A 25,625-nucleotide genomic window follows, 5' to 3' on the forward strand; every position below is an offset into this window, starting at 1 on the left:
GCGCTACCCTTTAATTCAGACGCCTGAAACCAAGGGGGGGACTACTCATGCTCGCGCAACTTCCACCGGCCTTGCAGAATCTGCGGCTACCGCTGCGTCTGAAGCTCTGGGACGGGCATCAGTTCGATCTCGGGCCGCAACCCAGGATCACCATCACCATGAAGGACCCGCAACTGGTTGCGCAATTCAGCCAGCCGAGCCTGGGGCTGCTGGCCAGTGCGTTCGTCGAGGGCCAGCTGGAACTCGAAGGCTCGGTCAGCGAAGTGGTGCGGATCTGCGACGAGTTGAGCCAGGCTCTGCTGGAGGACGAAGGAGACAGTCTTCCCGCGCGCCAGGCCCACGACAAGGCCACCGACGCCGCGTCGATTTCCTATCATTACGACCTGTCCAACGCGTTCTACCAGCTCTGGCTGGACCCCGACATGGTCTATTCCTGCGCCTATTTCGAAACCGAGGACACCGGCCTCGAGGCGGCCCAGCAGGCCAAGCTCCGCCACCTGTGCCGCAAGCTGCGCCTGCAGCCGGGCGAATACCTGCTCGATGTCGGCTGCGGCTGGGGTGGCCTGGCGCGTTTCGCCGCTCGGGAGTTCGGGGCCCGGGTGTTCGGCATCACTCTCAGCCAGCAACAGCTGACCCTGGCGCGCGAGCGCGTGGCGGCCGAGGGCCTGCAGGACCAGGTCGACCTGCAACTGCTCGATTATCGCGACCTGCCGCAGGATGGCCGGTTCGACAAGGTGGTCAGCGTCGGCATGCTCGAACACGTCGGCCATGCCAACCTGCAGCAGTACAGCCATATCCTGTTCGGCGCGGTACGCGAGGGCGGGCTGGTGATGAACCACGGGATTACCGCCAGGCACACCGATGGCCGGCCGGTCGGACGCGGTGCCGGGGATTTCATCGACCGCTACGTCTTTCCCAACGGCGAGCTGCCGCACTTGTCGATGATTTCGGCGGCGGTCAGCGAGGCCGGGCTGGAGGTGGTCGATGTCGAGAGCCTGCGCCTGCACTACGCCAAGACCCTGAACCACTGGAGCGAGCGCCTGGAGAACAACCTCGCCGCCGCTTCCCGGCTGGTACCGGAAAAGGCCCTGCGGATCTGGCGGCTGTACCTGGCCGGCTGTGCCTATGCCTTCGAGAAGGGCTGGATCAACCTGCACCAGATCCTGGCGGTGAAGCCTTTCGCCAATGGCAGTCATGACCTGCCCTGGACCCGCGCCGACCTCTATCGCTGACGTCAGAGAATCGGCGAAATCAGCCGTGCGACCCGCATGCCCAGTTGTTGCAGGCGGTGGGTTTCACGGCTGTCCTCGCTGGTGACTTCACGGGCCAGGTCGAAATCCTTCAGGAGCATGTCCTCCACCGAGCGGGCGAACGCCTCGTCGACCGTCAGCAGCATCAACTCGAAATTCAGCCGGAACGAGCGGTTATCCAGGTTGGCACTGCCGATGGCGCTGATTTCGTTGTCCACCAGCACGACTTTCTGGTGCAGGAAGCCTGGGCCATAGCGGAACACCTTGACGCCGGCGCGCACCGCCTCGAAGGCGTAGAGGCTGGAGGCGGCGTAGACGATCCGGTGATCGGGCCGCGAGGGCAGCAGCAGGCGCACGTCGACGCCGCGCAGGGCGGCCAGGCGCAGGGCGGCGAACACGGCTTCATCCGGGATGAAGTAGGGGCTGGTGATCCAGATCCGCTCGCGGGCGGCGTGGATCGCCTCGACGAAAAACAGCGAACAGGTTTCGAAGGCGTCGGCCGGGCCGCTGGCGAGCAGTTGGCAGAGCACGCCGTCGTCGGGGTAGGTGTCCGGCAGGATCAGCGGTGGCAACTGGCGTGCGGCCCAGAACCAGTCTTCGGCGAACGATTCCTGCAGGCAGGCCACCACCGGGCCGCTGACTTCCACATGGGTATCGCGCCAGGGCGACAGGGGCGGCTTGGCGCCCAGGTATTCATCGCCGACGTTGTGTCCGCCGACGAAACCGACCAGGCCGTCGACCACCACCACCTTGCGATGATTGCGAAAATTGACCTGGAAACGGTTGAGCCAGCCACTGCGGGTGGCGAAGGCTTTCACCCGGACACCGCCGTCGCGCAGGGTGTCGGCGTAGCCGTGGGGCAGGGCGTGGCTGCCGATACCGTCATAGAGCAGGTAGACCTCGACGCCTTCGGCGGCCTTTTTCAGTAGCAGGGCCTGCAGGCGCTTGCCGAGCCGGTCGTCGTGGACGATGAAAAACTGCACCAGCACTGCATGCCGGGCCTGTTCGATGGCCTGGAAAATCGCCTCGAAGGTGGCCTCGCCGTTGACCAGCAGGCGCACCTGGTTATTGGCCAGGCAGGGCATGCGACCGAGCTTGGGCATCGCCCGCAGTGCGGCATAGGCCTCTGAGTTGCGGGCTGCCAGGGCTTCCTCGACCCAGGGGCGCCAGTTGAGGTCGGCGATGGCCTTGCGCATTTCCACGTTGGCCTGGCGGCGGGCCTTGATATAGGCGTCGAAGGTGCTGCGGCCGAACACCAGGTAGGGAATCAGCGTGAGGTAGGGCATGAAAATCAGCGACAGCGCCCAGGCGATCGAGCCCTGGGCGGTGCGGACGGTCAATACGGCGTGGATCGCCGCGAGGGTCCCGAGTGAGTGAATCAGGGCTATCAGATAGCCGAATACATGGGGGCCAAAAAAATCCATGGGGGTCCTGATCTTGAAACCTCATGCCTAACAGACCATGTTCCGAAGCGATTGTCGCTATTTAATTCATCACGCAACCCAAGCATGATTCTGACGTCTAAGCAGGACCATTTCTCAGGAGCTATACGATGAACCTTCGTCTGCCGGGTCTGGCCATCGCCTGTGCCTTTGTGATTCCCGTCGCCCAGGCGCAAGTGTTGCAGCCAGGGTTGTGGGAGCTGACCTCCAGCAATGTGCAGGTGGAAAACCAGTCGCTGGATGTCGGCATGCTGTTGGGCGTGCTCAAGCAGAACACCACGCCGCAGCAGCGGGCTGCCCTGGAAAAGCAGGGCATCAACCTGGGCGGGCAGGGCGTGCGCGTCTGCCTGACGCCGCAGCAGGTGGCTTCCGAGTCGATTCCATTGACCGACCCTCAGTCCGGTTGCCAGCAGCAGGTCACCGAGCGCAAGGGCCCGGACTGGAAATTCCGCTTCAGTTGTCCGAAGGCCCAGGGGGCGGGCACCGCGCATTTCGTCAGTGACCGCGAGTTCAACACCAAGGTCAGCGGCACCTTCAATGCCACCGGTATCCAGCAGAATGGCAGCATGGACACCAAGGCCGTCTGGCTGGGACAGGACTGCGGGGCGGTGAAGCCGCGGTCCTGAAGCTCTGGTCCGCGAGAGCCTGTAGGAGCAGGGCTTGTCGGGGCGCCGAACCGCCGCGAAGCCTTTGGCGGCCTTGAGGTCGCATTCGCGGGCAAGCCCTGCTCCTACAGGTATCGTGTATCAGGAGGTTTTGTTTCGTCAGGACGCGAGGCGTTGCAGTAACGCCTCGACAGCCATCGTCCCCAGGTCTTCGCCCGCCCGGCTGCGCACACTGACCAGCCCCGCCGCCTTTTCCTTCTCACCGACCACCAGCAGGTATGGCACCTTCTGCAGGCTGTGTTCGCGAATCTTGTAGCCGACCTTCTCGTTGCGCAGATCCGCTACCGCCCGCAGGCCCTGGGCCTTGAGCTGCCGGGCAATATCCTGGGCATAGTCGGCCTGGCCCTCGCTGATGTTCAGCACCACCGCCTGGCACGGCGACAGCCACAGCGGCAGGGCGCCGCTGTAGTGTTCGATGAGGATGCCGATGAAGCGCTCCAGTGAGCCGAACAGTGCCCGATGCAGCATCACCGGCCGTTGGCGTTCGCCGTTCTCGCCGATGTAGCCGATGTCGAAACGCTCCGGCAGGTTGAGGTCGACCTGCAACGTCCCGCACTGCCAGTCGCGGCCGATGGCATCACGCAGCACGAACTCCAGTTTCGGTCCGTAGAAGGCACCCTCGCCGGGGTTGACCCGGTAGTCGATGCCCATCCGTCCCAGGGCGCCGATCAGTGCACCTTCCAGTTGGTCCCAGGTTTCATCGCTGCCGATGCGGTTGAGCGGGCGGGTGGAGAGCTTTACCAGCACCTCGCTGAAGCCGAACTCACGGTAGATATCGAACACCAGCGCGATCGCCGTTTCGCACTCGTCCTGCATCTGCGCCGGGGTGCAGAAGATATGCGCGTCGTCCTGGGTGAAGTGGCGCACCCGCAGCAACCCGTGCAGGGCACCGGAGGGTTCGTAGCGGTGGACCTTGCCGAACTCGGCGATCCGCAGTGGCAGGTCGCGGTAGCTCTTCAGGCCGTGGCCGAAGATCGACACCGCGCCCGGACAGTTCATCGGCTTGAGGGCGAACACCCGCTCGTCCTCGGTGGTTGTGGTGAACATATGGTCGCGGTAGTTCTGCCAGTGCCCGGAGGTTTCCCACAGCCCGCGATCCATCACATCCGGGGTATTCACCTCGACATAGCCGGCCTGCTCCTGGCGCTGGCGCATGTAGCCGATCAGTTGCTGGAACAGCGTCCAGCCTTTGGCGTGCCAGAACACTGAGCCTGGTGCGCAGTCGTCGAAGTGGAACAGATCCAGTTGGGTGCCGAGCTTGCGGTGGTCGCGCTTGCCGGCCTCCTCGAGGCGCGTCAGGTAGGCCTTGAGATCCTTGGTGTCGGCCCAGCAGGTGCCGTAGATGCGTTGCAACGGCGCCTGGTTGCGGTCGCCGCGCCAGTAGGCTCCGGCCACCTTGGTCAGCTTGAAGGCCTGGAGGATGCCGGTCGACGGCACATGGGGACCACGGCACAGGTCCTCGAAATCACCCTGGCGGTACAGCGACAGGATTTCACCGTCCGGGATGGCGCGGATCAGCTCGGCCTTGTAGTACTCGCCCAGGCTCTCGAAATACTCGATGGCTTCGGCGCGTGGCAAGGTGCGCCGCCGTACCGAGTGGTTGGTCGCGGCCAGGGCCTGCATCCGCGCCTCGATCAATTCCAGGTCCTTGGGGGTGAAGGAGCGTTCGTAGGCGAAGTCGTAGAAGAAGCCATCCTCGATCACCGGGCCGATGGTGACCTGGGCCGAGGGATAGAGCTGCTTGACCGCCATCGCCAACAGGTGCGCGCAGGAATGGCGGAGGATCTCCAGCCCCTCGTCGTCCCGCGGGGTGACGATGCTTACTGCCGCATCCCGTTCGATGAGGGTGCCGCAATCGACCAGCACGCCATCGACCCGCCCGGCCACCGCCGCCCGGGCCAGGCCGACGCCGATGCTGGCGGCCACTTCGAAGACCGAGAGCGGCTGGTCGTACTCGCGTTGCGAGCCGTCGGGGAGGGTGATGCGGATCATCGATTGGGTCCTTCGAGCTGTGGGAGGCGTATCAACGGAGAAACTGCAGGGGCAGGCCCTGGCAGCCGTCATGAATCCGCCCGGCATGCCAGGCGAGCTGCCCGGAGACGACGGTGGTGTGGACGTGATGGCGGAAGCTGTGTTCGACGAACGGCGTCCAGCCGCACTCGTAGAGGACCGGTTCGCTGCTGACCGGCCGTGGCCGGGGTTGGCGATTGAGCAGCACCAGGTCGGCCCAGTAACCCTCGCGCAGGTAACCGCGTTCGGCGATGGCGAACAGGTCGGCGACCCGGTGGCTGGTCTTGTCCACCAGGGTGGTCAGTGGCAGCACCTGGTCCGCCACCAGTTCCATCAGCGCCGGCAGCGCATGCTGGACCAGCGGCAGGCCGGACGGCGCGTCTTCATAGGGCCGCTGCTTTTCTTCCCAGGTGTGTGGCGCGTGATCGCTGCCGATCACATCCAGGCGGTTGCTCAACAGGGCCTTGCGCAAGGCATCGCGGTCGGACTGCTGCTTGATCGCCGGGTTGCATTTGATCCGGTTGCCCAGGCGGGGGTAGTCGCGATCGTCGAACAGCAGGTGGTGCAGGCAGACTTCGGCGGTGATGCGCTTTTCGCCCAGCGGTCTGTTTTCGAACAGTTCCAGTTCGCGCTCGGTGGTCAGGTGCAGCACGTGCAGGCGGGTACCGTGCTTTCTGGCCAGCTCGACTGCCAGCGACGAGGAGCGGTAGCAGGCATCGGCATTGCGGATCAGCGGATGGGCGACTGGTGGGATCATGCCGCCCAGCAGTTCCTTCAGGTTCTTCAGGCGGGTATCGATGGTCGGCGTGTGTTCGCAGTGGGCCAGCAGGATGGTCGGCACTTCGGCGAACAGCCGTTCGAGAATGTGCGGGTCATCCACCAGCATGTTGCCGGTGGACGCGCCCATGAACACCTTGACCCCGGCCACCTGGGTGGGATCGAGGGCCGCCACGGTGTCGAGATTGTCGTTGCTGACGCCGAAGTGGAAAGCGTAGTTGGCGACCGAGGCGCTGGCCGCCCGACGCTTCTTGTCGGCGAGGGCATCAAGGGTCAGGGTTGCCGGGCGGGTGTTGGGCATGTCCATGTAGCTGGTGATGCCGCCGGCTACTGCGGCCCGCGATTCGCTGTGCAGGCTGCCCTTGGCCGGCGCGCCCGGATCGCGAAAGTGCACCTGGTCGTCGATCATCCCCGGCAGCAGCCAGTCGCCGTCGGCATCGATCTCGACGTCGGCACTGGCATTGCCGATCTGTGGCGCGATGGTGTCGATGCGGCCATTGATCACCCGGACATCGGCGTCGAACTGACGACCCTCGTTCACCACGCGGGCATTGCGGATCAGCAGGCTGCTCATGCTCAGAACTCGTTTTGCAGGGCCTTGTAGCCCCGGACCAGGTCGACGTTGGTGCGCGCCACGTCTTCGGAGAATTCCGAGGCGCTGACGCTGACTGGCGGGAATTGCGACAGGTCGGTGTTGGGACCGATGCGGGTGGTGGAGGGCACGTAGAAGCCCGGTGGCAGGTCGCGGCCGTCGACCACCGAGTTGTGCCGCACCACGCTGCCGTCGCCGACCGCGCAGTTGAACAGCACGCTGTTGAAACCGATGAACACCCGGTTGCCGACCGTGCACGGGCCGTGGACGATCGAACGGTGGGCGATGGAACTGAACTCGCCGATGGTCACGGCCGCGCCGGACTTGGAGTGGATGACCACGCCGTCCTGGATGTTCGAGTTGGCGCCGATGATGATCGGGTCCATCTCGCCGTGTTCGTTGACCTCGTCGGCGCGGATCACCGCGTAGGGGCCGACGAACACGTTGTCACCGATCACGACCTTACCGCAGATGATCGCGGTCTTGTCCACGTAGGCGGATTCGGCGATCACCGGCAGGTCGCCGGAAGGGTTCTTGCGGATCATGCAGGGGTCTCCTGGGGGGCACTGATGACTTCCACCGCGCCATCGCGGATGGCGTTGTAGAAACAGTTGGGGCGACCGGTGTGGCAGGCCGGGCCGTGTTGCTCGACCCGCAGCAGGACGGCGTCGCCATCACAGTCGAGCCGGGCCTCGACCAGGCGCTGGCGATGCCCGGAGCTTTCACCCTTGCGCCACAGCTGGCGGCGCGAGCGTGACCAGTAGCAGACCTGGCCACGTTCGAGGGTTTCGGCCAGGGCCTGGCGGTTCATCCAGGCCAGCATCAGCACCTCACCGGTGTCGTGTTGCTGGGCGATGGCGGCGATCAGCCCGTCGTCGTTCCACGGCAGTGCATCGAGCACGGCCGTGAGGGGCCAGCGGCTGCCCAGGGCGGCGCTCTCCAGATCGAGCATCGACAGGGGCGGCCGGGCGATCATTTGCTCAGCGCCGCGTGCAGGGTGTTCATGTTGTATTCGAACAGGCCGATGAAGGTGCTGGCCGGGCCTTCGGCGGCGAGGGCGTCGGAGTACAGCGTGCCACCGATCTTCGCGCCGCTTTCGTCGGCGATCTGCTGCAGCAGGCGCGAGTCCTTGATGTTCTCCATGAACACCGCCTTGACCTTGTCCTTGCGGATCTGCCGGATCAGGCTGGCGACTTCGGCGGCCGATGGCTCGCGCTCGGTGGACAGGCCCTGGGGCGCCATGAACTGGATGCCATAGGCCTGGCCCAGGTAGCCGAAGGCGTCATGGGAGGTGACGATGCGACGGTTGCCGGCCGGCAGGTTGCCGAGCTTGATCTTGGCTTCGGCCAGCAGGCGGTAGATCTGCTTCAGGTAATCCTGGCTGTTGCGGGTGTAGTCGTCCTTGTGGGCCGGGTCGACCTGGATCAGTGCCTTGGTGATGTTGTTCACGTACAGCTCGACATTCGCCAGGTTGTGCCAGGCGTGCGGATCGGGAACGGTCTCGCCGTCCTCTTCCATGGTGTGCGAGAGCACGCCCTTGCTGGCGGTGACCACCGGGGCTTTGGTCTCGGTGCTGGTCACCAGGCGGTCGAGCCAGGGCTCGAACTCCAGGCCGTTCTTGACGATCAGCTTGGCCTTGAGCAGCGCCTGGGCGTCATCCGGGGTCGGCTCGTAGATGTGGGCGTCGGCGTCCGGGCCGACCATGGCGCTGACCTGAATGTGGTCGCCGCCGATCTGCTGGGTGATGTCCCGCAGGATGCTGAAGCTGGCAACCACCGGCAGCTTATCCGCCGCCTGGGCGCTGGACAGGTGCAACGACAGGGCCAGCACGGAGCTGAACAGTACGAGTAAAGCGCGCATCGGGTGACACCTCATTGGGATGGCAGGGGTGGGCGGCGCAGCAGCCCGTGCACCGGACCGAAGACCACGGACAGCAGGTACAGGCAGCCGGCGACCAGCACGATCGCCGGGCCGCTGGGTTGCGAGTAGTAGAACGACAGCAGCAGGCCGGCGGTGACCGAGATGCAGCCGAGCAGCGCGGCGATCAGCATCAGTACCGGCAGGCGGCGGCTCCAGAAGCGCGAGGCGATCGCCGGCAGCATCATCAGACCGACCACCATCAGCGCGCCGATGGCCTGGAAACCGATCACCAGGTTGAGTACCACCAGGGTCAGGAACACGCCGTGGGCCAGTGGGCCTAGGCGGCTGACGGTTTGCAGGAACAGCGGGTCGAGGGTGTCCAGCATCAGCGGCCGGTAGATCGCCGCCAGCAGCACCAGGCTGATGCCGCAGACCCAGAGCATGCCGGTCAGGGTCGGGCCGTCCACGGCAAGCGCCGAGCCGAACAGCAGGTGCAGGAGATCCAGGCGCTTGCCGGCGATGCCGAGCAGCAGCACGCCGCTGGCCAGCGAGATCGGATAGATCGCCGCCAGGCTGGCGTCCTCGCGCAGGCCGGTGCGGCGGGTGATCCAGGCTGACAGGCCGGCCATGCCCATGCCGGCGCCGAGGCCGCCGAGAGTCAGTGCCGGCAGGCTCAGGCCGGCGATCCAGAAGCCGATGGCGGCGCCTGGCAGGATGCCATGGGCCACCGCGTCACCGATCAGGCTCATGCGCCGCAGGATCAGGAACACCCCCAGCGGCGCCGTGCTGCAGGCCAGCACCAGGCCACCGAGCAGGGCCCGGCGCATGAACACGAAATCGTGGAACGGCTGCCACAGGTGCTGGGTGAACATCAGCATCAAGCCACCTGCGTGATCGGTTGTTGCACGATCAGTTCGCGGCTCGGCGCGAGGACACAGCCACTGTCCTTGATCCGCAGGGCGTCGGGAATATGCTGGCGCACGGCGGCGAGGTCATGGCAGACCACCACCAGCGTGCGACCCGCCGCGTGCCAGGCATGAATATGTTTCCACAGCAGCGCCTGGCCTTCCTCGTCGAGGGCGGCGTGGGGCTCGTCGAGCAGCAGCAGTGGCGCCTCGGCGAGGCTCAGGCGCGCGAGCAGGGCGCGTTGCAATTGGCCGCCGGACAAGGCCATCAAGGGGCGTTGCTCCAGGCCGGCGAGGTTCCAGTCGGCGATCACCGCCTGCAGGCGTTCACTGCGCTGTTGCGGGGTCAGCTTGATGCCCCACAACCCGGCGACGATCAGTTCCTGCAGGTTGATCGGAAACTGCCGGTCGAGGTGCTGTTGTTGTGGCAGGAACGACAGCCCTCCGCGGCGTGGAACATCCAGCTGCACCTTGCCGGCCAGTGGCTTCTGCAAGCCGGCGAGGACTTTGAGCAGGCTGCTCTTGCCGGTGCCGTTGGCGCCGATCACGGCGGTCAGGCTGCCGCTCGCCAATTCGAAATCCACTGCGGGCGTCAACGGTTGGCCGGGCGGGCCCCAGCGCAGGTTCTGGCAGCGGATCATGCCTGCCCCCAGTTCCAGCGGCTTTCGGCCACGGCGTCATGGGCGTGCAGGCTTTCGGCGTGGACCACTCGCAGATGGAACCCCTGCACCGAGTCCGAGCGTTTCAGCGCCAGGTTCAGGCGACGCGCGGCATCTTCGCAGAACATCAGGTTCTGGCCGTTGGCGAGGGCGAAAGCCTGCTCGTCGGCACGCTTCACCGCAGTCTGCACGGCGGTGCCGAGGGCCGCCTCGGCATCGTTGATCAGCGCCTCGAAGGGAAACCGATACGTTTTTTCATCAAGCCGGATTTGCAGGTGTGCAATGCTTCGCTGGCTATGAGGCGTGGCGACGATGCCTTGGGTGCTGCCGAGCCAGTTGAGAACCTTGCCGTGCTCCAGTGGCTGGTTGGCGAAGTCCTGGTTGAATTGTTGCTGGATCAACTGGCGGGCGAGGGCTGCCGAGCAGGGGCAGGTGGAGGAGTAGGCCACGTCAATTTTCAGTTCCACGTGGAACACTCCGCTTTTCAGTTCGGCTAACACACTGACTGGATAGGTTTTCCAGCCTGCCAGCGGACTGACCAGCGCCGGGCGCTTGAGCAGCAGATCGGTGTGAATACGTAGGTAGGCATTGCTGGACAGCCCGTCGTGACTGTCTAGGAATTGTTGCAGTACCTCGCGGATCAGCGCGGGTGTCAGGTCCTCTTGTTGCAACCGTTCCAGGGCCAGGTACAGGCGTGACATGTGGATGCCACGGGCTTCACCGTCGTCGAGGCTGACTCCGGCGTCGGCCGTGGCGCTGAGACGCTGGCTGTCGAGGGTGATGGGTAGAGCAATGCCGCACATGCCCACCCACTCAAGGGGCAAGGCTTGCCGGGATGACTGCGCGGCGATATCCGGCAGCGTCAACGCATTCATGAGCAGGTCCATCGTTGGAAATAAAATGTCATGTTATATTATAACAATTGATTCGACGAAGGCTTTTTTTGCCAGGGCTCTACACAGCCATATCGAGCAGGGACGCTCCCTCAATTTGTGGTTATCGGTTCATGCATAGACGTCAATTACTCAACTTCCTGCTGGCCAGCGCGGCCTTCATTCCCCTGGGCGTATCGGCGGCCCAGATCCAGAACGCCCGGCTCTGGCGCTCCGGCGACAAGCTGAGACTGGTGCTCGATCTCAGTGGTCCGGTGCAGTACAAGACGTTTTCCCTGGGTGCGCCCGAGCGTCTGATCATCGACCTGAGCGGAGCGAAGCTGACGGGGGACTTCAGTCAGCTGGCCTTGAAAAATACGGTGATTCGCTCGATCCGCTCGGGGCATTTCGGCCAGGGCGACACGCGGATCGTCCTCGATCTGGCCAACCCGGTGCAGTTGAACAGCTTCCTGCTGCCGCCCGGCGATGGCCAGGGACATCGGTTGGTGCTCGACCTGGCCAGCGGTGGTACGACAGCCGCGCCGCCACAGGTACTCGCAGCGGCCGCCGCGCCCCAGGCCAGGCATGAGCCGGCGCCGGGCAAGGCCCATCCCAAGCGCGACATCATGGTGGTGGTCGACCCTGGGCATGGCGGCAAGGACCCCGGCGCGGTGGGGTCCAAGGGCCAGCGCGAGAAGGACGTGGTGCTGTCCATCGCCCAACTCCTGGCCAAGCGGCTCAAGCGTGAAAAGGGCTTCGATGTGCGGCTGGTGCGTAACGACGATTTCTTCGTGCCGTTGCGCAAGCGCGTCGAATTTTCCCGCAAGCACAACGCCGACATGTTCATCTCGGTGCACGCCGATGCCGCGCCGCGGATCACTGCGTCGGGCGCTTCGGTGTACTGCCTGTCCGAAGGTGGCGCGACCTCGACCACCGCGCGCTTCATGGCCCAGCGCGAGAACGGCGCCGACCTGATCGGTGCGCAGAGCCTGCTCAACCTCAAGGACAAGGACCCGATGCTGGCCGGGGTGATTCTCGACATGTCGATGAACGCGACCATCGCCGCCAGCCTGCAACTGGGGCATACCGTACTCGGCAGCCTGGAGGGCATCACCACCCTGCACCAGAAACGCGTGGAGCAGGCCGGTTTCGCGGTACTCAAGTCACCGGACGTACCATCGATCCTGGTCGAGACCGGTTTCATCTCCAACGTCCGCGACAGCGAGCGCCTGGTCACCGCCCGGCACCAGCAGGCGATCGCCGACGGGTTGTTCCAGGGCCTTAAAACCTACTTCGAGAAGAATCCACCGCAGGACAGCTACATTGCCTGGCGGCAGCAGCAAACCGATGAGGTCCTGGTCTAGTGCCTTGTTGTGCTGTAGTGAATGGGGCTTGTCGTGGCGAGCGGGCTTGTCGGAACGCCGCACCGCCGCAGCAACCAGATGAGGTGCTGGCCTAGCACAACTCTGTGGCGAGCGGGCTTGCCCGCGCTCGGCTGCAAAGCAGCCGTAAAACCAGCCAGCGCGGTCCAACCGATAGGCCGAGTTGCCTGGGTTTGGGGCCGTTTCACGGCCCAACGCGGGCAAGCCCGCTCGCCACAACCACAAAGTGTCCTGGCCACTTCATCGGGAGCCTCAGGCTCTGCTCAGCAGCCCACCAGGCGATCACAGGTGAACTTCTTGCTCAGCCCGCCAGAGCTGGAGAAGCGGTTCACCGTGGTCCAGCCCACCCGTCGGCTGTAGCCCACCCAGGCCTCGCCATCCGAGGCGATGCCGGTGAAGAAGGTCAGTTGCCCATAGCGGCTACTGGTTTGCGACCAGTAGCGCTTGCCGTTCACTTCGAACCCCTGCAGGTAAATCGTCTTGCCCACCGTGGCGACGCCATAGGCGTTGCCGGCGGCGTCCTTGCACGCCAGCAGGGTGGCGCTGCGGGTGCAGTTGGCCAAGGGGCCGGGGACCTGGGCCGAGGCGCCGGTGGCGAACAGCAGCAGGCTCAGCAACGAGAGCTTCAGGGTGGGGCGCATCGGCATTCTCAAGGGCGGGGTTGGCTTCAGCATCACTCCCTTCGTCGCCGGGAGCAAGCGGGGAGTGGCTAAAATGCATTGTTATAATATAACATTAAATCAATCCCCCGACGGCGACCTCTCCATGACCGAAGACGAACTGCTCGCCCAGCCCGAGGCGGACTACATGAACGATGCACAGCAGGGTTTCTTTCGTGAACTGCTGTTGCAGCAGCGGCGTGAACTGCAGGAGCGCATCAGCGGCGAATTCGTCGTGCTGCGTGAACAGGAGCCCAACAGTGACCCGGCGGATATCGGCAGCGCCGAGGAACAGCGCCAGTGGCAACTGCGCCTGCTGGAGCGGGAAAAGAAGCTGCTCGACAAGATCGACCAGACCCTCGACTGCCTGGCCCGTGGTGAATACGGCTGGTGCCGCGAGACCGGTGAGCCGATCGGTCTCAAGCGCCTGCTGCTGCGGCCTACCGCGACCCTGTGCATCGAAGCCAAAGAACGTGAAGAGCTGCGCGAGCGCCATAAACGGGCGCTGTGACCCGGCCGACCTGATGAGGAACCAATCATGACCCAACGTCTTCCCGTGACCGTGCTGTCGGGCTTTCTCGGCGCCGGCAAGAGCACCTTGCTCAACCATGTCCTGCGTAACCGCGACAATCTGCGGGTAGCGGTGATCGTCAACGACATGAGCGAGATCAACATCGACGGCAGCGAGGTCCAGCGTGACGTCAGCCTCAACCGGGCCGAGGAAAAGCTGGTCGAGATGAGCAACGGCTGCATCTGCTGCACCCTGCGCGAGGACCTGCTGGAAGAGGTCGGCCGGCTGGCCCGCGACGGTCGGTTCGACTACTTGCTGATCGAATCCACCGGCATTTCCGAACCGCTGCCGGTGGCCGAGACCTTCACCTTCCGTGACGAGACCGGCCAGAGCCTGGCCGATATCGCCCGCCTCGACACTATGGTCACGGTGGTCGATGGCATGAACTTCCTGCTCGACTACCAGGCGGCGGAAAGCCTGGCCTCCCGTGGTGAAACCCTCGGTGAGGAGGACGAGCGCTCGATTACCGACCTGTTGATCGAGCAGGTCGAGTTCGCCGATGTGATCCTGGTCAGCAAGATCGACCTGATCTCCAGCCAGGAGCGCGAGGAGCTGATGGCGATCCTCGCGCGGCTGAACTCCCAGGCCGAGGTCATCCCGATGGTAATGGGCGAGGTGCCGTTGGCGAAGATCCTCAACACCGGCCGCTTCGACTTCGAACGAGCGGCCCAGGCGCCGGGCTGGCTACAGGAACTGCGTGGCGAGCATGTGCCGGAAACCGAGGAGTACGGCATTGCCTCGACCGCCTACCGGGCGCGGCGACCGTTCCACCCCGAGCGTTTCTTCGACTTCATCAACCAGCCCTGGGTGAACGGCAAGCTGCTGCGCTCCAAGGGTTTCTTCTGGCTGGCGAGCAAGTACCAGGAAGCCGGTAGTTGGTCCCAGGCCGGTGGCCTGATGCGCCATGGTTTCGCCGGACGCTGGTGGCGCTTCGTACCGAAACAGCACTGGCCGCAGGATCAGGAAAGCATCGCGGCAATCATGCAGAACTGGACCGCCGCGACTGGCGATTGCCGCCAGGAGCTGGTGTTCATCGGCCAGGGCATCGATTTTGCGCAACTGACGGCGCGCCTGGACAACTGCCTGCTGACGGATGACGAGATGGCCCTGGGGGTCGAGGGCTGGCAGTTGCTGCACGACCCGTTCGGCTCGTGGCACGACGAAGAGGTCGCGGCCTGATGTTGGCGCCGCGCATGCCGGCGCAACCCTCGATCCGTCAGACCCTGGGCGAGGCTCCGACCGTGCTGGGCGATATTCTCGAGGATGGGGTGAACCTGGCGGTGTGGCAGCGCCGCCTGCCCAGCCATATCGCCGATTTTGCCCACTTGCTGCTGTCGCTGGGCGAGCCGCTGGCGGAGTCGCTGAGCCTGGAAATGCCTGATGACGAGTCCCGGCCGAACCTGCACGGCCTGGCCTCGGGTTTCAGCGACCTGGAGGGCTACGAGGGTTTTATCAGCGACGTGTCCTGGCTGGTCAGCGCCTATGCCTGCCTGCTCGGTGCACGGCGCATCGGCTTGCGCCTGCGAGTGCTGGACAAGGCGATGTGCCCGCGGTTTCACGTCGACCATGTGCCGGTCAGGCTGATCACCACCTATGCGGGAACGGGTAGTGAGTGGTTGGAGGAGGGGGCGATGGACCGGCGACAACTCGGCAGCCCGGAGGCGGAGCCGCTGGATACGCTTGTGATCAGGCGGATGGACAGCGGCGCGGTGGCCCTGCTCAAGGGCGAGCGCTGGCAGGGCAACGAGGGGTTTGGCCTGGTGCATCGTTCGCCGCAGGTAGTGGCGGGGGAGCGGCGACTGATTCTGACATTGGATTGGTTGGCTTGAGGTGTTGTCTGGTCTGGCCCTTTCGCGGATAAATCCTGCTCCCACAAGGGCAGCGCTGCTCTGAAGGCATGCGTTCCGTGGGCGCCGGATTTATCCGCGAACCAGGCGCCCCAAATCTTCAGGTCTTGATCAGGGCACCTGCCACTGCCCGCCACTCTGGCCCTCGCAAAACGGCTTGAGATACGCCGCATCCGTCGCCACGCCGTAATAGTGAATATTCTGCCGGTAGGGCATATTGGCAACCTGGGCGTTCCGGCAGACACCGAATGAACCGCCCGGGCACTGCTCGACGTATTCGACCTCGACCTTCTGGCCCGCCAGGTTCGGCTGGCAGAAACCGTCGTTGAACAGCTTGGCCGGGATGCTTACGTTTTCCTGGCAAACCTTTACGTCGAGCCGCTCGCCGTGGCTGTGGACCACACAGGCTTGCGCCAGGACCTGGCTTGAGCCCAGCGCCATGAGCAGCGCCAGGCCAATCGACCGCATCATTTACCCACCTCTTCAGACCTATCGGCCCACTTATGTTGCAGAACATTCCCACGCATGTCATCGCCGGTCCCCTTGGTGCCGGCAAGACCAGCCTGATCCGCCACCTGCTGGCGCAAAAGCCTGGGGCCGAGCGCTGGGCCGTGCTGATCAATGAGTTCGGCCAGATCGGCCTGGATGCCGTGCTGCTGACCCAGGCTGACGATGGTATCGCACTGGGCGAGGTGGCTGGCGGCTGTGTCTGCTGCGTCAATGGCGCGCCGTTCCAGATCGGCCTCGGCCGGTTGCTGCGCAAGGCCCGGCCCGATCGGCTGTTCATCGAGCCTTCCGGCCTCGGTCATCCGGCGCAGATTCTCCGGCAGTTGGGCGCGGCGCCGTGGCTCGGTGTCCTGGCCCTGCAGCCGTGCGTGATGGTGCTGGATGCCCCGGCCCTGGCCGCAGGCAAACCGCTGCCGGAGTCCCAGCAGGAGGCGTTGGCGCTGGCCGGGTTACTCCTGCTGAACAAGGCGCAAGGGTTGGACGAAACCGAGCGCGCCCGGGTATTGGCGCGTTTGCCGGAGCGCCCACTGCGCTGGACCGAGCAGGGCGTGTTGGCGCTGGACGAGCTGCTGGCCTTGGAGTCCTCGGTGCCGGATGAGTCGGCCGTACCGGGCGTATTGCCCGCCGTAACGGCGAGCGTGACACTGCCGGCGATCTGGACCGATCCGACCCAGCCGATCTGCCAGGAGCATGCGCAGGAGGGCAACTGGAGCATCGGCTGGCGCTGGCACCCGAGCCAGCAATTGGATCCGGAACGTATTCGCCAGTGGCTGGCGGGCCTGGACTGGTCGAGGGCCAAGCTGGTTATCCACAGCCCGAGTGGCTGGGTCTCGAGCAACGCTGTGGATAACTCGCCGCTGGACTGGCAGCCCAGCGAATGGCGACGGGACTCGCGGCTTGAGTTGATCTTCAGCGAGCCCGGCGACGTCGAGCGGTTGAAGGCCGGTATGCAGGCCTGTCGGCTTTAGCGGGTCAGTGACGGGACTGGCTGTGGTCCTTGGGGTGATCCTGGCGCCACTGGCTCAGCTCGATGATCTCGGCGCTCGGCAGTTCGGAGCGGGCCTCGAACGGGTAGGGCGGCAGTTCGATCTGCGCGCTGTGGGCGCCGAACTGGGTGATGGTACCGACGTGCCGTTGCTCGCCGGTGACGGTGAACTCGAAGTGGTAGATCCGCGCCAGGCGCCGCCGACCGTTGGCGTGGCGAACGAAACCGATGCGCTTGAGCGCCACGGCGCCGTCGAGCAGTTCCAGGTCGAGCCTGGCGCAGTGCTGCTTGACCCGTTCCAGCGCCCGTTCGCGCAGGCCATGGTTATGCCAGAGCCAGGCAGCGCCGGTGGCCAGCAACATCAGCACGAACATATTTCCGAGGGTCAGCATGAACGCCACTCCAACAAGTTGATAGAAGCTTAACTGGCTCTCCGGTCTGTCGTACAGGCTCTGTTTCGTCGCATACTGCGCGGCTTGAATCTTTTTGCCTTGCTGGAATTCGGAATGAAACGCACTCTTCATCTGCTTGCCATTCAGTCCCACGTGGTTTTCGGTCATGCCGGCAATGGCGCGGCGGTTTTCCCCATGCAGCGCGTCGGGGTGAATGTCTGGCCGTTGAACACCGTACAGTTCTCCAACCACACCCAGTATGGCCAGTGGGCCGGGGAAGTGCTGGCCCCTCATCGGATTCCGGAACTGGTCGAAGGCATTGCCGCCATCGGCGAACTGGGCAACTGCGACGCGGTGCTGTCCGGCTACCTGGGCAGCGCGGCCCAGGGCCGGGCGATTCTCAGTGGCGTGGCGCGGATCAAGGCGGCCAACCCCAAGGCCCTGTACCTGTGCGACCCGGTGATGGGCCATCCGGAGAAGGGTTGCAGCGTGCCGGTGGAAGTCAGTGACTTCCTGCTGCAGGAGGCGGTGGCCCAGGCCGACATTCTTTGCCCCAACCAGTTGGAGCTGGACAGCTTCTGTGGCCGTTCGCCGCAATCGCTGTTCGATTGCCTGGCGATGGCTCGCAGCCTGTTGGCCCGTGGGCCGAAGGTGGTACTGGTCAAGCACCTGTCCTATCCGGGCAAACCCGAAGACAGTTTCGAGATGCTGTTGGTGACGGCTGAAGGCAACTGGCACCTGCGCCGGCCGCTGCTGGCTTTTCCGCGCCAGCCGGTGGGCGTCGGCGACCTGACGTCGGGGCTGTTCCTGGCCCGTGTACTGCTGGGCGACAGCCTGGTGGCGGCGTTCGAGTTCACTGCGGCGGCGGTGCACGAGGTGTTGCTGGAAACCCAGGCCTGCGCCAGTTACGAGTTGGAACTGGTGCGGGCCCAGGATCGCATCGCCCATCCACGGGTACGCTTCGAGGCGTTACCGATCACGCCTTGAACTCAAGGTGCGTCGGCCTTGATCTCCTGGTAGCGTTTTTCCAGCTCCTGGCGGATCTGCCGACGCTGCTTCGCCTGGGCGTAGCGGCGCTTGCCCTCGCTGGTCTCCGGCTGCAATGGCGGCACTGACACCGGCTTGCGCTGGTCATCGATCGCAACCATGGTGAAGAAGCAGCTGTTGGAGTGGCGCACCGAGCGCTCGCGGATATTCTCCGTCACCACCTTGATACCGACCTCCATCGAGGTGTTGCCGGTGTAGTTGACCGAGGCCAGGAAGGTTACCAGTTCGCCGACATGCACCGGCTCACGGAAAATCACCTGGTCCACCGACAGGGTCACCACGTAGCTGCCGGCATAACGGGCGGCGCAGGCATAGGCCACTTCATCCAGGTACTTGAGCAGGGTGCCGCCGTGGACATTGCCAGAAAAGTTGGCCATATCCGGGGTCATCAAAACGGTCATCGACAGCTGGGCATTTCCAGGTTCCATAGCACGCTCACGGTAGGTAGGGACAAGTTCAGGCACCTCTGCGGGCGCTTTCGGTATTTTTCAGACACCTCGATTACGGGACGCCAGCCGTGGAGCCATCGTCACGCGCCAAGCGATCTGTTTCTACATATTGCACCGGCTTTTTGTCGGAAGCCCCGGTGTTAACCTTCAAAAAGCCATGCCATAGAAAATTCTTACACCTGGAACGGTGATCGCTGACGGCTCCTTGGAGTGGTGGGCGGTTTTCCCCGGCATCCGCCAGCCACAAGGAGCGTCCGCCATGCATGCCATCAGTTTTATCCAGGATCTGGCCGTGATCATGCTGGTGGCGGGCGTGGTCACCATCCTGTTCCATCGCTTCAAGCAGCCGGTGGTTCTCGGCTACATCATCGCCGGGTTCATCATCGGCCCGCACACCCCGCCGTTCGGCCTGATCCACGGCGAGGACACCATCAAGACCCTGGCCGAACTCGGGGTGATCTTCCTGATGTTCTGCCTGGGGCTGGAGTTCAGCCTGGGCAAGCTGTTCAAGGTCGGCGCGACGGCGTTTATCGCCGCGTTCCTGGAAATCGTGCTGATGATCTGGATCGGCTACGAGATCGGCCGCTGGTTCGACTGGAACACCATGGACTCGCTGTTTCTCGGGGCGATCCTGGCGATCTCCTCGACCACCATCATCGTCAAGGCACTCAATGACCTGAAGATGAAGAACCAGCGTTTCGCGCAGCTGATTTTTGGCGTGCTGATCGTCGAGGACATCCTCGGTATCGGCATCATCGCCCTGCTGTCGAGCATCGCCGTCAGCGGCACGGTGAGTTCCGGCGAGGTGTTCTCCACGGTCGGCAAGCTGTCGCTGTTCATGATCGTCGCGCTGGTGATCGGCATTTTGCTGGTGCCGCGCCTGCTGGCCTACGTCGCCCGTTTCGAAAGTAACGAAATGCTGCTGATCACCGTGCTGGGGCTGTGCTTCGGTTTCTGCCTGCTGGTGGTGAAGCTTGAATACAGCATGGTGCTGGGAGCGTTCCTGATCGGTGCGATCATGGCCGAGTCGCGGCAGTTGCTGAAGATCGAGCGCCTGATCGAGCCGGTTCGCGACCTGTTCAGTGCGATCTTCTTCGTCGCCATCGGCCTGATGCTCGATCCGGCGGTGCTGCTCGACTATGCCTGGCCGATCGCGGTGATCACCGTGGCGGTGGTGCTGGGAAAAATGTTGTCCTGCGGCCTGGGCGCGTTTATCGCCGGTAATGACGGACGGACCTCATTGCGGGTTGGGATGGGGCTGTCACAGATCGGCGAGTTTTCCTTCATCATCGCCTCGTTGGGCATGACCCTGCAGGTCACCAGCCATTTCCTGTATCCGGTGGCCGTGGCGGTGTCGGTCATCACCACCTTGCTTACGCCGTACCTGATTCGTGCCGCGGACCCGCTGTCGCTGAAGCTCGCGGCGGTGATGCCACGACGAATGGGGCGGGTGTTCGGCCTGTACGGCGAATGGCTGCGCAGCATCCAGCCCCAGGGCGAAGGTGCGTTGCTGGCCTCGCTGATCCGCAAGATCCTGCTGCAGGTCGGGGTCAACCTGGCGCTGGTGGTAGCGATCTTTTTTGCCGGCGGCTTTTTTGCCCAGCCGATTGCCCTTTACCTGGAAGGCTGGGTCGGCGAGCCGAGCTGGCACAAGGCATTGATCTGGGGCGGCGCGCTGCTGCTGTCGCTGCCTTTCCTGATTGCCGCCTATCGCAAGCTCAAGGCGCTGTCGATGCTGCTGGCGGAAATGGGGGTGAAGCCGGACATGGCCGGGCGGCATACCCAGCGCGTACGGCGGGTGATTGCCGAGGTGATTCCGCTGTTGTCGCTGCTGGTGATCTTCCTGCTGCTGTCGGCGTTGTCGGCGAGCATCCTGCCGACCAACGAACTGCTGGTGCTGATCGCGGTGGTCGCGGCGGCGGTGGCGGCGTTGCTCTGGCGCTGGTTCGTGCGCGTGCATACGCGGATGCAGGTCGCTCTGCTGGAGACGCTGGAGAACAACAAGGACTCGGCGGGGCACTGAGGCCCCAGGGTGCCCCGTCGAGTCGGCGGGGTGTCAGCTTTCCAGCCAGACGTCCCGTGCCCAGTGCCAGACCGATTCCCAGGACTCTTCGGTGATCAGCTCTTCTTCGCCGGACCACAGCACCACGGTGCCGTCTTCCTCGACGCAGTAGTAGTCGTCACCGTCCTGGCAGATCGGGATCAGGTCCCGTGGCACACCGCTGTCCCAGGCATTGGCTGCCACTTCCGGCAGGTAGGTGTGCGATTGCGGGTCGGTGACGGTCACCGGCTCCAGGCTGCCGTAGACCACGTCGCTGACGGTCAGCAGGAATTCCTTGAAGACAAAGGGGATGTTGATGAACAACTCCTCTTCGATCTCGACCAACTGGTCTTCGTCGGGCAACTCCAGTGGCACCGGTACGGGTTCGTTGGCTTCACGCAATTGTTCGATAACTTCTTCCACGGCCTCAATCCTCTTGCTGCATGGCGCGGTTTGGTATGACGCGTTTTATACAGTAGCTCGTTACAAGTGCAATCGTGAAATGCAAAACCCCGGACAAGTCCGGGGTTCTGGTGTACTGCGTGACGCGCCTGGATCAGCCGTTCTGGCGGATACCCGCGACCAGCCAAGGCTGGTTTTCGCCTTGCGGGCGTTCCATGTTCCAGCTTTCGCTGAAGGCTTCGCCCTGGTCGAACCGCGAGGTTTTCGACACGCCGCTGAAGGTCAGGGTGGCGATGGTCTTGTCGGCACGGTCATCCACGCCGTCCAGTTGCACCTGCAGGTTGTCGATGTAGGTGGACTGGAAACCGTCGCCCAGGCTGGCGCGTTCCTGCTTGAGGAACTGCAGCATTTGCGGGGTGACGAACTCGGCGATCTTGTCCATCTCGTTGGCGTCCCAGTGCTGCTGCAGCGTCTGGAAGTGGTTGCGGGCGGCTTCCAGGAAGTTCTGCTCGTTGAACCAGGCCGGCGCGTTGATCACACGGCGTGGTGCGGCAGGAGCGGCGGAACCACCGAAGATCGAGTTCTGCGCAGGCGCCGGTTGCTCGAAGACTTCACGCTGGTACGGCGCGCCGGCTGGAGCCATCTGCTCCTGCTGCTTGCGGCGACGGGCGGCAATGAAGCGGAAGATCACGAAGGCGATGACTGCCATGATCAGGATGTCGAAGAACTGCATGCCCTGGAAGCCGCCGCCCATGAACATGGACGCCAGCAGGCCGCCAGCGGCGATACCGGCCAATGGGCCCAGCCAGCGCGAGGCGCCGCCGGCCTTGGCTGCCGCGCCTGCGGCACCGGCTGCGCCCGCCGTGGCGGCTGCACCGCCGGCTGCGCCAGCGGCAGGGGCCATCTGGCTGGTCTGGTGGGTCGGGGCCGAGCCCGCGCTTTTACCGCCGCCAAAGCGCTTGGCGTTGGCGTCGAGGCTCATCGTCAGGCCGATGCAGAGCGCCAGGGCGATGCTAAGAAAACGTTGCATAAAGGGTATTCCCGTTTGTGGAGTGCACGCGTGTCATACTGCACAGGTGAAGTGTGACTGGCTAGCGAGAGAGTGTTTCCGGCTTTTGCCTGAATCCTCTCATTCCAATGCTGAATATTTCATGAAAGCCAGTAGGGCCAATGCTTATTGGGTTGTTGGCTCGTCTTTAAATTCTGTATGAAATTTTCAGTTCGTCGCCAAACCTGTAGGAGCAGGGCTTGCCCGCGAAGGGGGCCTTGATAACGCCAAAAGCTTCGCGGGCAAGCCCTGCTCCTACAGAGGCGCGGCAATCCAGCGGATACTGTTGCGCCAAGCAGATCGCTACCGCCAGCAAGCCGGCTCCCACAGGGAAAAGGTGGCGCAGGTGCCCAGAGAGCGGTGTCAGCGTCGCAGGGCTAGCAGGACCACGCCGCCGGTGATCATGCCGATGCCGGCCCATTGACGCAGGTCGAGTTTTTCGCCCAGCAGCAGGACGCCGATGATCGCCACCAGCACCACGCTGAGCTTGTCCACCGGCGCCACCAGCGAGGCCGGGCCGGCTTTCAACGCGCGGAAATAGCACAGCCAGGAAGCGCCGGTGGCCAGGCCCGACAGCAACAGGAACAGGTAGCTCTTGCCCGAGATCGAACCCATGGACTGATATTGGCCCGTCGCGTACACAATCAAGGTCAGGCTGATCAGCACCACCACCGTGCGCAGCAGGGTCGCGAAGTCAGAGTTGACGTTATCGATGCCGATCTTCGCGAAAATCGCAGTCAACGCGGCAAAAGTTGCCGACAGCAGTGCCCAGAATGTCCACGAAGAAAAGAAGCTGTGGCCCATGTGCTGTCTACTCCGGTGGCTGATGGCGAGGATTGCTTGTGCGGCGCCGCAGGGCATGGGCGCCCGAAGGCGCCAAGCCCAATGCCTCAGATGGCTTCCAGCTTGGCGTAGCCGAGCATCAGCCACTTGCTGCCTTCGCTGAAGTTCACCTGGACCCGCGCCTGGGCGCCGGAGCCCTCGAAGTTGAGGATCACGCCGTCGCCGAAGATACTGTGGCGCACCGCCTGGCCCAGGCTGAACTCGGTCTGCGGAATGGCGCTGCCGCTGAACAGGCTGCTGCTCTGCTGCTGGCCGCCGCCGAATGGGCGACTGACGCTGTTGGACAGGCGCACTTCCTGCACCAGGCCTTTCGGAACCTCGCGCACGAAGCGCGATACCTTGTTGTAGGTCTCGCTGCCGTACAAGCGGCGGGTTTCCGCATAGGTCATGACCAGGTTCTGCATCGCCCGGGTAATGCCCACGTACGCCAGCCGGCGTTCCTCCTCCAGGCGGCCAGGCTCTTCCAGACTCATCTTGTGCGGGAACAGGCCTTCTTCCATGCCCACCAGGAACACGTAGGGGAATTCCAGGCCCTTGGCGCTGTGCAGGGTCATCAGCTGGATGCTGTCTTCGTGCTCGTCGGCCTGGGCATCGCCGGCCTCCAGCGAGGCATGGCCAAGGAACGCGGCCAGCGGCGACAAGTCTTCCTCGCCCTCGGCGGCTTCGAAGTTGCGCGCCGCGCTCACCAGTTCTTCAAGGTTTTCCACCCGAGCCTGGCCTTTTTCACCCTTTTCCGCTTCGTGATAGGCAATCAGCCCGGACTGTTCGATGACGATCTGGGTCATCAGGTGCAGCGGGCTCTCTTTGGTCTTCGCGGCGAGGTTCTCGATCAGCTCGATGAAGGCCCCGAGTGCGCTGGCGGCACGGCCGGTCACGCCCTTGTTGGCGATCAACTGGGCCATGGCTTCCCACATCGACACATGGCTATGGCGCGCATGGTCGCGGATGGCTTCGACGGTCTTCTCGCCGATGCCGCGGGCCGGGACGTTGATCACCCGCTCCAGCGCCGCATCGTTGCCACGCCCTTCGAGCAGGCGCAGGTAGGCCATGGCGTTCTTGATCTCGGCCCGTTCGAAGAAGCGCTGGCCACCGTAGATCCGGTAGGGAATGCGCTCGCGCAGCAGGGCTTCTTCCAGCACCCGCGACTGGGCGTTGGAGCGATAGAGAATGGCGATGTCGCTGCGTGCGAGGCCGGTCTTCAGCGCGCTTTCGATGGTTTCCACCACGTAGCGCGCTTCATCGTGTTCGTTGAAGGCGGCGTAGAGGTTGATCGCCTCGCCATCGCCGCCGTCCGTCCACAGCTCCTTGCCCAGGCGCCCGGTGTTGTTGGCGATCAGGGCGTTGGCGGCCTTGAGGATGCCGGCGGTGGAGCGGTAGTTCTGCTCCAGGCGGATGGTCTCGGCGTCCGGGAAATCATCGGAATACTGGTAGATGTTCTCGATTTTCGCGCCGCGCCAGCCGTAGATCGACTGGTCGTCGTCGCCGACCACCATCAGGCTGTCGCCGCCCTTGGCCAGCAGGCGCAACCAGGCGTACTGCACGGCGTTGGTGTCCTGGAACTCGTCCACCAGGATGTGCCGGAAACGCTTCTGGTAGTGTTCGAGCAGGCCCGGGTTGTCGCGCCACAGGTCGAGGGCGCGCAGCAGCAGTTCGGAGAAGTCGATCACGTTGGCCCGTGCGCAGGCCGCCTCGTAGGCTTCGTAGATGCTGCGCATGGTCGCCAGGAACAGGTCGCCACTGGCCTGGATGTGTTTCGGCCGCAGGCCCTCGTCCTTCTGCCCGTTGATGAACCACTGCGCCTGGCGGGCCGGCCAGCGTTGCTCGTCGAGGCCCAGGTCGCGGATCACCCGCTTGACCAGCCGCTGCTGGTCGTCGCTGTCGAGGATCTGGAAGGTCTGGCTCAGCCCGGCTTCCTGCCAGTGCGCCCGCAACAGGCGGTGCGCCAGGCCGTGGAAGGTGCCGACCCACATGCCGGCCGGGCTGATGCCCATCAGCTGCTCGATGCGGTGGCGCATCTCGGCAGCGGCCTTGTTGGTGAAGGTCACCGACAGGATCGAGTAGGGCGAGGCGTTCTCGACCTGGATCAACCAGGCGATACGGTGCACCAGCACCCGGGTCTTACCGGAGCCGGCGCCAGCCAGGACCAACTGACGACCAACGGGGGCGGCTACGGCCTGGCGTTGGGCATCGTTGAGGGAGTTCAGCAGGAGGGAGAGGTCATCGTTGCGCATCGGCGCATTCTAGGGTGCTGGCTACGGGCGGGCAAACCCTATTGCCGGGCGGTCGACATCGTGGCCGGTGAAAAAACTCGCGTGATGACGACCGGTGGGTCATGGCCTACAGGCGGTGCAGCACCTGACCTTGTACCTTTCGGAAGGGTCTATTGCGGGCAAATCCATTACATTTTATGACTTGGAGCA

At 64.1% G+C, this 25,625-nt stretch carries 26 protein-coding genes; 9 read left to right on the top strand and 17 right to left on the bottom strand.

The annotated features are described in order from the left end of the window. The first annotated feature begins 47 nt into the window (after window positions 1–47). Window positions 48–1,232, top strand: coding sequence for a C17 cyclopropane fatty acid synthase CfaB (gene cfaB, locus AC6I6U_RS03720; RefSeq protein ID WP_497880712.1), 1,185 nt, complete (start codon window positions 48–50; stop codon window positions 1,230–1,232). Between the two features lie 2 nt (window positions 1,233–1,234). Here the strand turns inward: cfaB and cls are convergent, their stop codons facing one another. Further along, window positions 1,235–2,674 carry a cardiolipin synthase gene (gene cls / locus AC6I6U_RS03725; RefSeq protein ID WP_497880713.1) on the bottom strand — a complete coding sequence of 480 codons (1,440 nt, stop codon included), beginning with the start codon at window positions 2,672–2,674 and terminating at the stop codon, window positions 1,235–1,237. A 128-nt stretch (window positions 2,675–2,802) separates the two neighbouring features. On the opposite strand from cls, the gene AC6I6U_RS03730 reads away from it, so the two are divergent. Next, window positions 2,803–3,318, top strand: coding sequence for a DUF3617 domain-containing protein (locus tag AC6I6U_RS03730; RefSeq protein WP_497880714.1), 516 nt, complete (start codon window positions 2,803–2,805; stop codon window positions 3,316–3,318). 138 nt (window positions 3,319–3,456) lie between these two features. On the opposite strand, the gene thrS is transcribed toward AC6I6U_RS03730, so the two are convergent. The 8 genes from thrS to folE2 are packed head-to-tail and all read right to left on the bottom strand — an operon-like array spanning window position 3,457 to window position 11,035. Next, the gene (gene thrS / locus AC6I6U_RS03735) at window positions 3,457–5,349 is read right to left on the bottom strand and encodes a threonine--tRNA ligase (RefSeq protein ID WP_497880715.1); all 1,893 of its coding nucleotides are present in this window, start codon (window positions 5,347–5,349) and stop codon (window positions 3,457–3,459) included. 31 nt (window positions 5,350–5,380) lie between these two features. After that, window positions 5,381–6,718 carry a dihydroorotase gene (locus tag AC6I6U_RS03740; protein WP_497880716.1) on the bottom strand — a complete coding sequence of 446 codons (1,338 nt, stop codon included), beginning with the start codon at window positions 6,716–6,718 and terminating at the stop codon, window positions 5,381–5,383. Between the two features lie 2 nt (window positions 6,719–6,720). Next, complete coding sequence (locus AC6I6U_RS03745; protein ID WP_497880717.1) at window positions 6,721–7,281, bottom strand: gamma carbonic anhydrase family protein; 561 nt, start codon at window positions 7,279–7,281, stop codon at window positions 6,721–6,723. Beyond that, window positions 7,278–7,712, bottom strand: a complete 435-nt coding sequence (gene hisI / locus AC6I6U_RS03750) for a phosphoribosyl-AMP cyclohydrolase (RefSeq protein ID WP_497880718.1) — start codon at window positions 7,710–7,712, stop codon at window positions 7,278–7,280. The genes AC6I6U_RS03745 and hisI overlap by 4 nt, the downstream gene beginning before the upstream one ends. Beyond that, window positions 7,709–8,596, bottom strand: a complete 888-nt coding sequence (locus tag AC6I6U_RS03755; protein WP_497880719.1) for a metal ABC transporter substrate-binding protein — start codon at window positions 8,594–8,596, stop codon at window positions 7,709–7,711. Before AC6I6U_RS03755 ends, hisI begins: the two co-directional genes overlap by 4 nt. An 11-nt stretch (window positions 8,597–8,607) precedes the next feature. Continuing rightward, window positions 8,608–9,474 (bottom strand): metal ABC transporter permease, encoded by an 867-nt coding sequence (locus AC6I6U_RS03760; RefSeq protein WP_497880720.1) that lies wholly within the window; start codon window positions 9,472–9,474, stop codon window positions 8,608–8,610. Next, a complete protein-coding gene (locus AC6I6U_RS03765; protein WP_497880721.1) occupies window positions 9,474–10,142 on the bottom strand; it encodes a metal ABC transporter ATP-binding protein in 669 nt (222 codons plus the stop codon). Before AC6I6U_RS03765 ends, AC6I6U_RS03760 begins: the two co-directional genes overlap by 1 nt. Then, complete coding sequence (gene folE2, locus AC6I6U_RS03770) at window positions 10,139–11,035, bottom strand: GTP cyclohydrolase FolE2 (protein ID WP_497880722.1); 897 nt, start codon at window positions 11,033–11,035, stop codon at window positions 10,139–10,141. Before folE2 ends, AC6I6U_RS03765 begins: the two co-directional genes overlap by 4 nt. A 131-nt stretch (window positions 11,036–11,166) precedes the next feature. Here folE2 and AC6I6U_RS03775 point away from each other — a divergent pair, with 131 nt between their 5' ends. Next, window positions 11,167–12,396, top strand: coding sequence for an N-acetylmuramoyl-L-alanine amidase (locus tag AC6I6U_RS03775; protein ID WP_497880723.1), 1,230 nt, complete (start codon window positions 11,167–11,169; stop codon window positions 12,394–12,396). Between the two features lie 281 nt (window positions 12,397–12,677). Here the strand turns inward: AC6I6U_RS03775 and AC6I6U_RS03780 are convergent, their stop codons facing one another. Next, window positions 12,678–13,055, bottom strand: coding sequence for a glutamine synthetase (locus AC6I6U_RS03780; protein WP_497880724.1), 378 nt, complete (start codon window positions 13,053–13,055; stop codon window positions 12,678–12,680). Window positions 13,056–13,179: 124 nt separating this feature from the next. Here AC6I6U_RS03780 and dksA point away from each other — a divergent pair, with 124 nt between their 5' ends. The 3 genes from dksA to AC6I6U_RS03795 are packed head-to-tail and all read left to right on the top strand — an operon-like array spanning window position 13,180 to window position 15,473. After that, entirely contained in the window at window positions 13,180–13,584 is a 405-nt protein-coding gene (dksA, locus tag AC6I6U_RS03785; protein WP_497880725.1) for an RNA polymerase-binding protein DksA, read from the top strand. Window positions 13,585–13,611: 27 nt separating this feature from the next. Beyond that, on the top strand, window positions 13,612–14,823 hold the full coding sequence (gene zigA / locus AC6I6U_RS03790; RefSeq protein WP_497880726.1) for a zinc metallochaperone GTPase ZigA: 1,212 nt from the start codon (window positions 13,612–13,614) through the stop codon (window positions 14,821–14,823). Then, entirely contained in the window at window positions 14,823–15,473 is a 651-nt protein-coding gene (locus AC6I6U_RS03795; protein ID WP_497880727.1) for a DUF1826 domain-containing protein, read from the top strand. The genes zigA and AC6I6U_RS03795 overlap by 1 nt, the downstream gene beginning before the upstream one ends. A 129-nt stretch (window positions 15,474–15,602) precedes the next feature. Here AC6I6U_RS03795 and AC6I6U_RS03800 read toward each other — a convergent pair whose 3' ends face one another. Next, window positions 15,603–15,959, bottom strand: coding sequence for an NADH:ubiquinone oxidoreductase (locus AC6I6U_RS03800; protein WP_497882975.1), 357 nt, complete (start codon window positions 15,957–15,959; stop codon window positions 15,603–15,605). A 35-nt stretch (window positions 15,960–15,994) separates the two neighbouring features. Here AC6I6U_RS03800 and AC6I6U_RS03805 point away from each other — a divergent pair, with 35 nt between their 5' ends. Next, window positions 15,995–16,966: a CobW family GTP-binding protein gene (locus AC6I6U_RS03805; protein ID WP_497880728.1), complete on the top strand. Its 972-nt coding sequence runs from the start codon at window positions 15,995–15,997 to the stop codon at window positions 16,964–16,966. Window positions 16,967–16,970: 4 nt separating this feature from the next. On the opposite strand, the gene AC6I6U_RS03810 is transcribed toward AC6I6U_RS03805, so the two are convergent. Next, window positions 16,971–17,375 (bottom strand): DUF3301 domain-containing protein, encoded by a 405-nt coding sequence (locus tag AC6I6U_RS03810; RefSeq protein ID WP_497880729.1) that lies wholly within the window; start codon window positions 17,373–17,375, stop codon window positions 16,971–16,973. Window positions 17,376–17,489: 114 nt separating this feature from the next. Here AC6I6U_RS03810 and pdxY point away from each other — a divergent pair, with 114 nt between their 5' ends. After that, entirely contained in the window at window positions 17,490–18,362 is an 873-nt protein-coding gene (gene pdxY / locus AC6I6U_RS03815; RefSeq protein ID WP_497880730.1) for a pyridoxal kinase PdxY, read from the top strand. A gap of 2 nt (window positions 18,363–18,364) precedes the next feature. On the opposite strand, the gene AC6I6U_RS03820 is transcribed toward pdxY, so the two are convergent. Then, window positions 18,365–18,850, bottom strand: a complete 486-nt coding sequence (locus tag AC6I6U_RS03820; protein ID WP_497880731.1) for an acyl-CoA thioesterase — start codon at window positions 18,848–18,850, stop codon at window positions 18,365–18,367. 280 nt (window positions 18,851–19,130) lie between these two features. Between AC6I6U_RS03820 and AC6I6U_RS03825 the strand changes: the two genes are divergently transcribed. Beyond that, window positions 19,131–20,894 (top strand): cation:proton antiporter, encoded by a 1,764-nt coding sequence (locus AC6I6U_RS03825; protein WP_497880732.1) that lies wholly within the window; start codon window positions 19,131–19,133, stop codon window positions 20,892–20,894. Window positions 20,895–20,927: 33 nt separating this feature from the next. Here the strand turns inward: AC6I6U_RS03825 and AC6I6U_RS03830 are convergent, their stop codons facing one another. The 4 genes from AC6I6U_RS03830 to uvrD form a co-directional block, all read right to left on the bottom strand. Further along, window positions 20,928–21,335, bottom strand: a complete 408-nt coding sequence (locus AC6I6U_RS03830; RefSeq protein WP_017903741.1) for an SMI1/KNR4 family protein — start codon at window positions 21,333–21,335, stop codon at window positions 20,928–20,930. A gap of 133 nt (window positions 21,336–21,468) precedes the next feature. After that, window positions 21,469–22,344 (bottom strand): Tim44 domain-containing protein, encoded by an 876-nt coding sequence (locus AC6I6U_RS03835; protein ID WP_497880733.1) that lies wholly within the window; start codon window positions 22,342–22,344, stop codon window positions 21,469–21,471. Between the two features lie 381 nt (window positions 22,345–22,725). After that, window positions 22,726–23,166, bottom strand: coding sequence for an EamA family transporter (locus AC6I6U_RS03840; RefSeq protein WP_497880734.1), 441 nt, complete (start codon window positions 23,164–23,166; stop codon window positions 22,726–22,728). A gap of 86 nt (window positions 23,167–23,252) precedes the next feature. Further along, window positions 23,253–25,436, bottom strand: coding sequence for a DNA helicase II (uvrD, locus tag AC6I6U_RS03845; protein ID WP_497880735.1), 2,184 nt, complete (start codon window positions 25,434–25,436; stop codon window positions 23,253–23,255). Between the last annotated feature and the right edge of the window lie 189 nt (window positions 25,437–25,625).

It is taken from the genome of Pseudomonas sp. UTLPPB19802 (genome assembly GCF_059730225.1).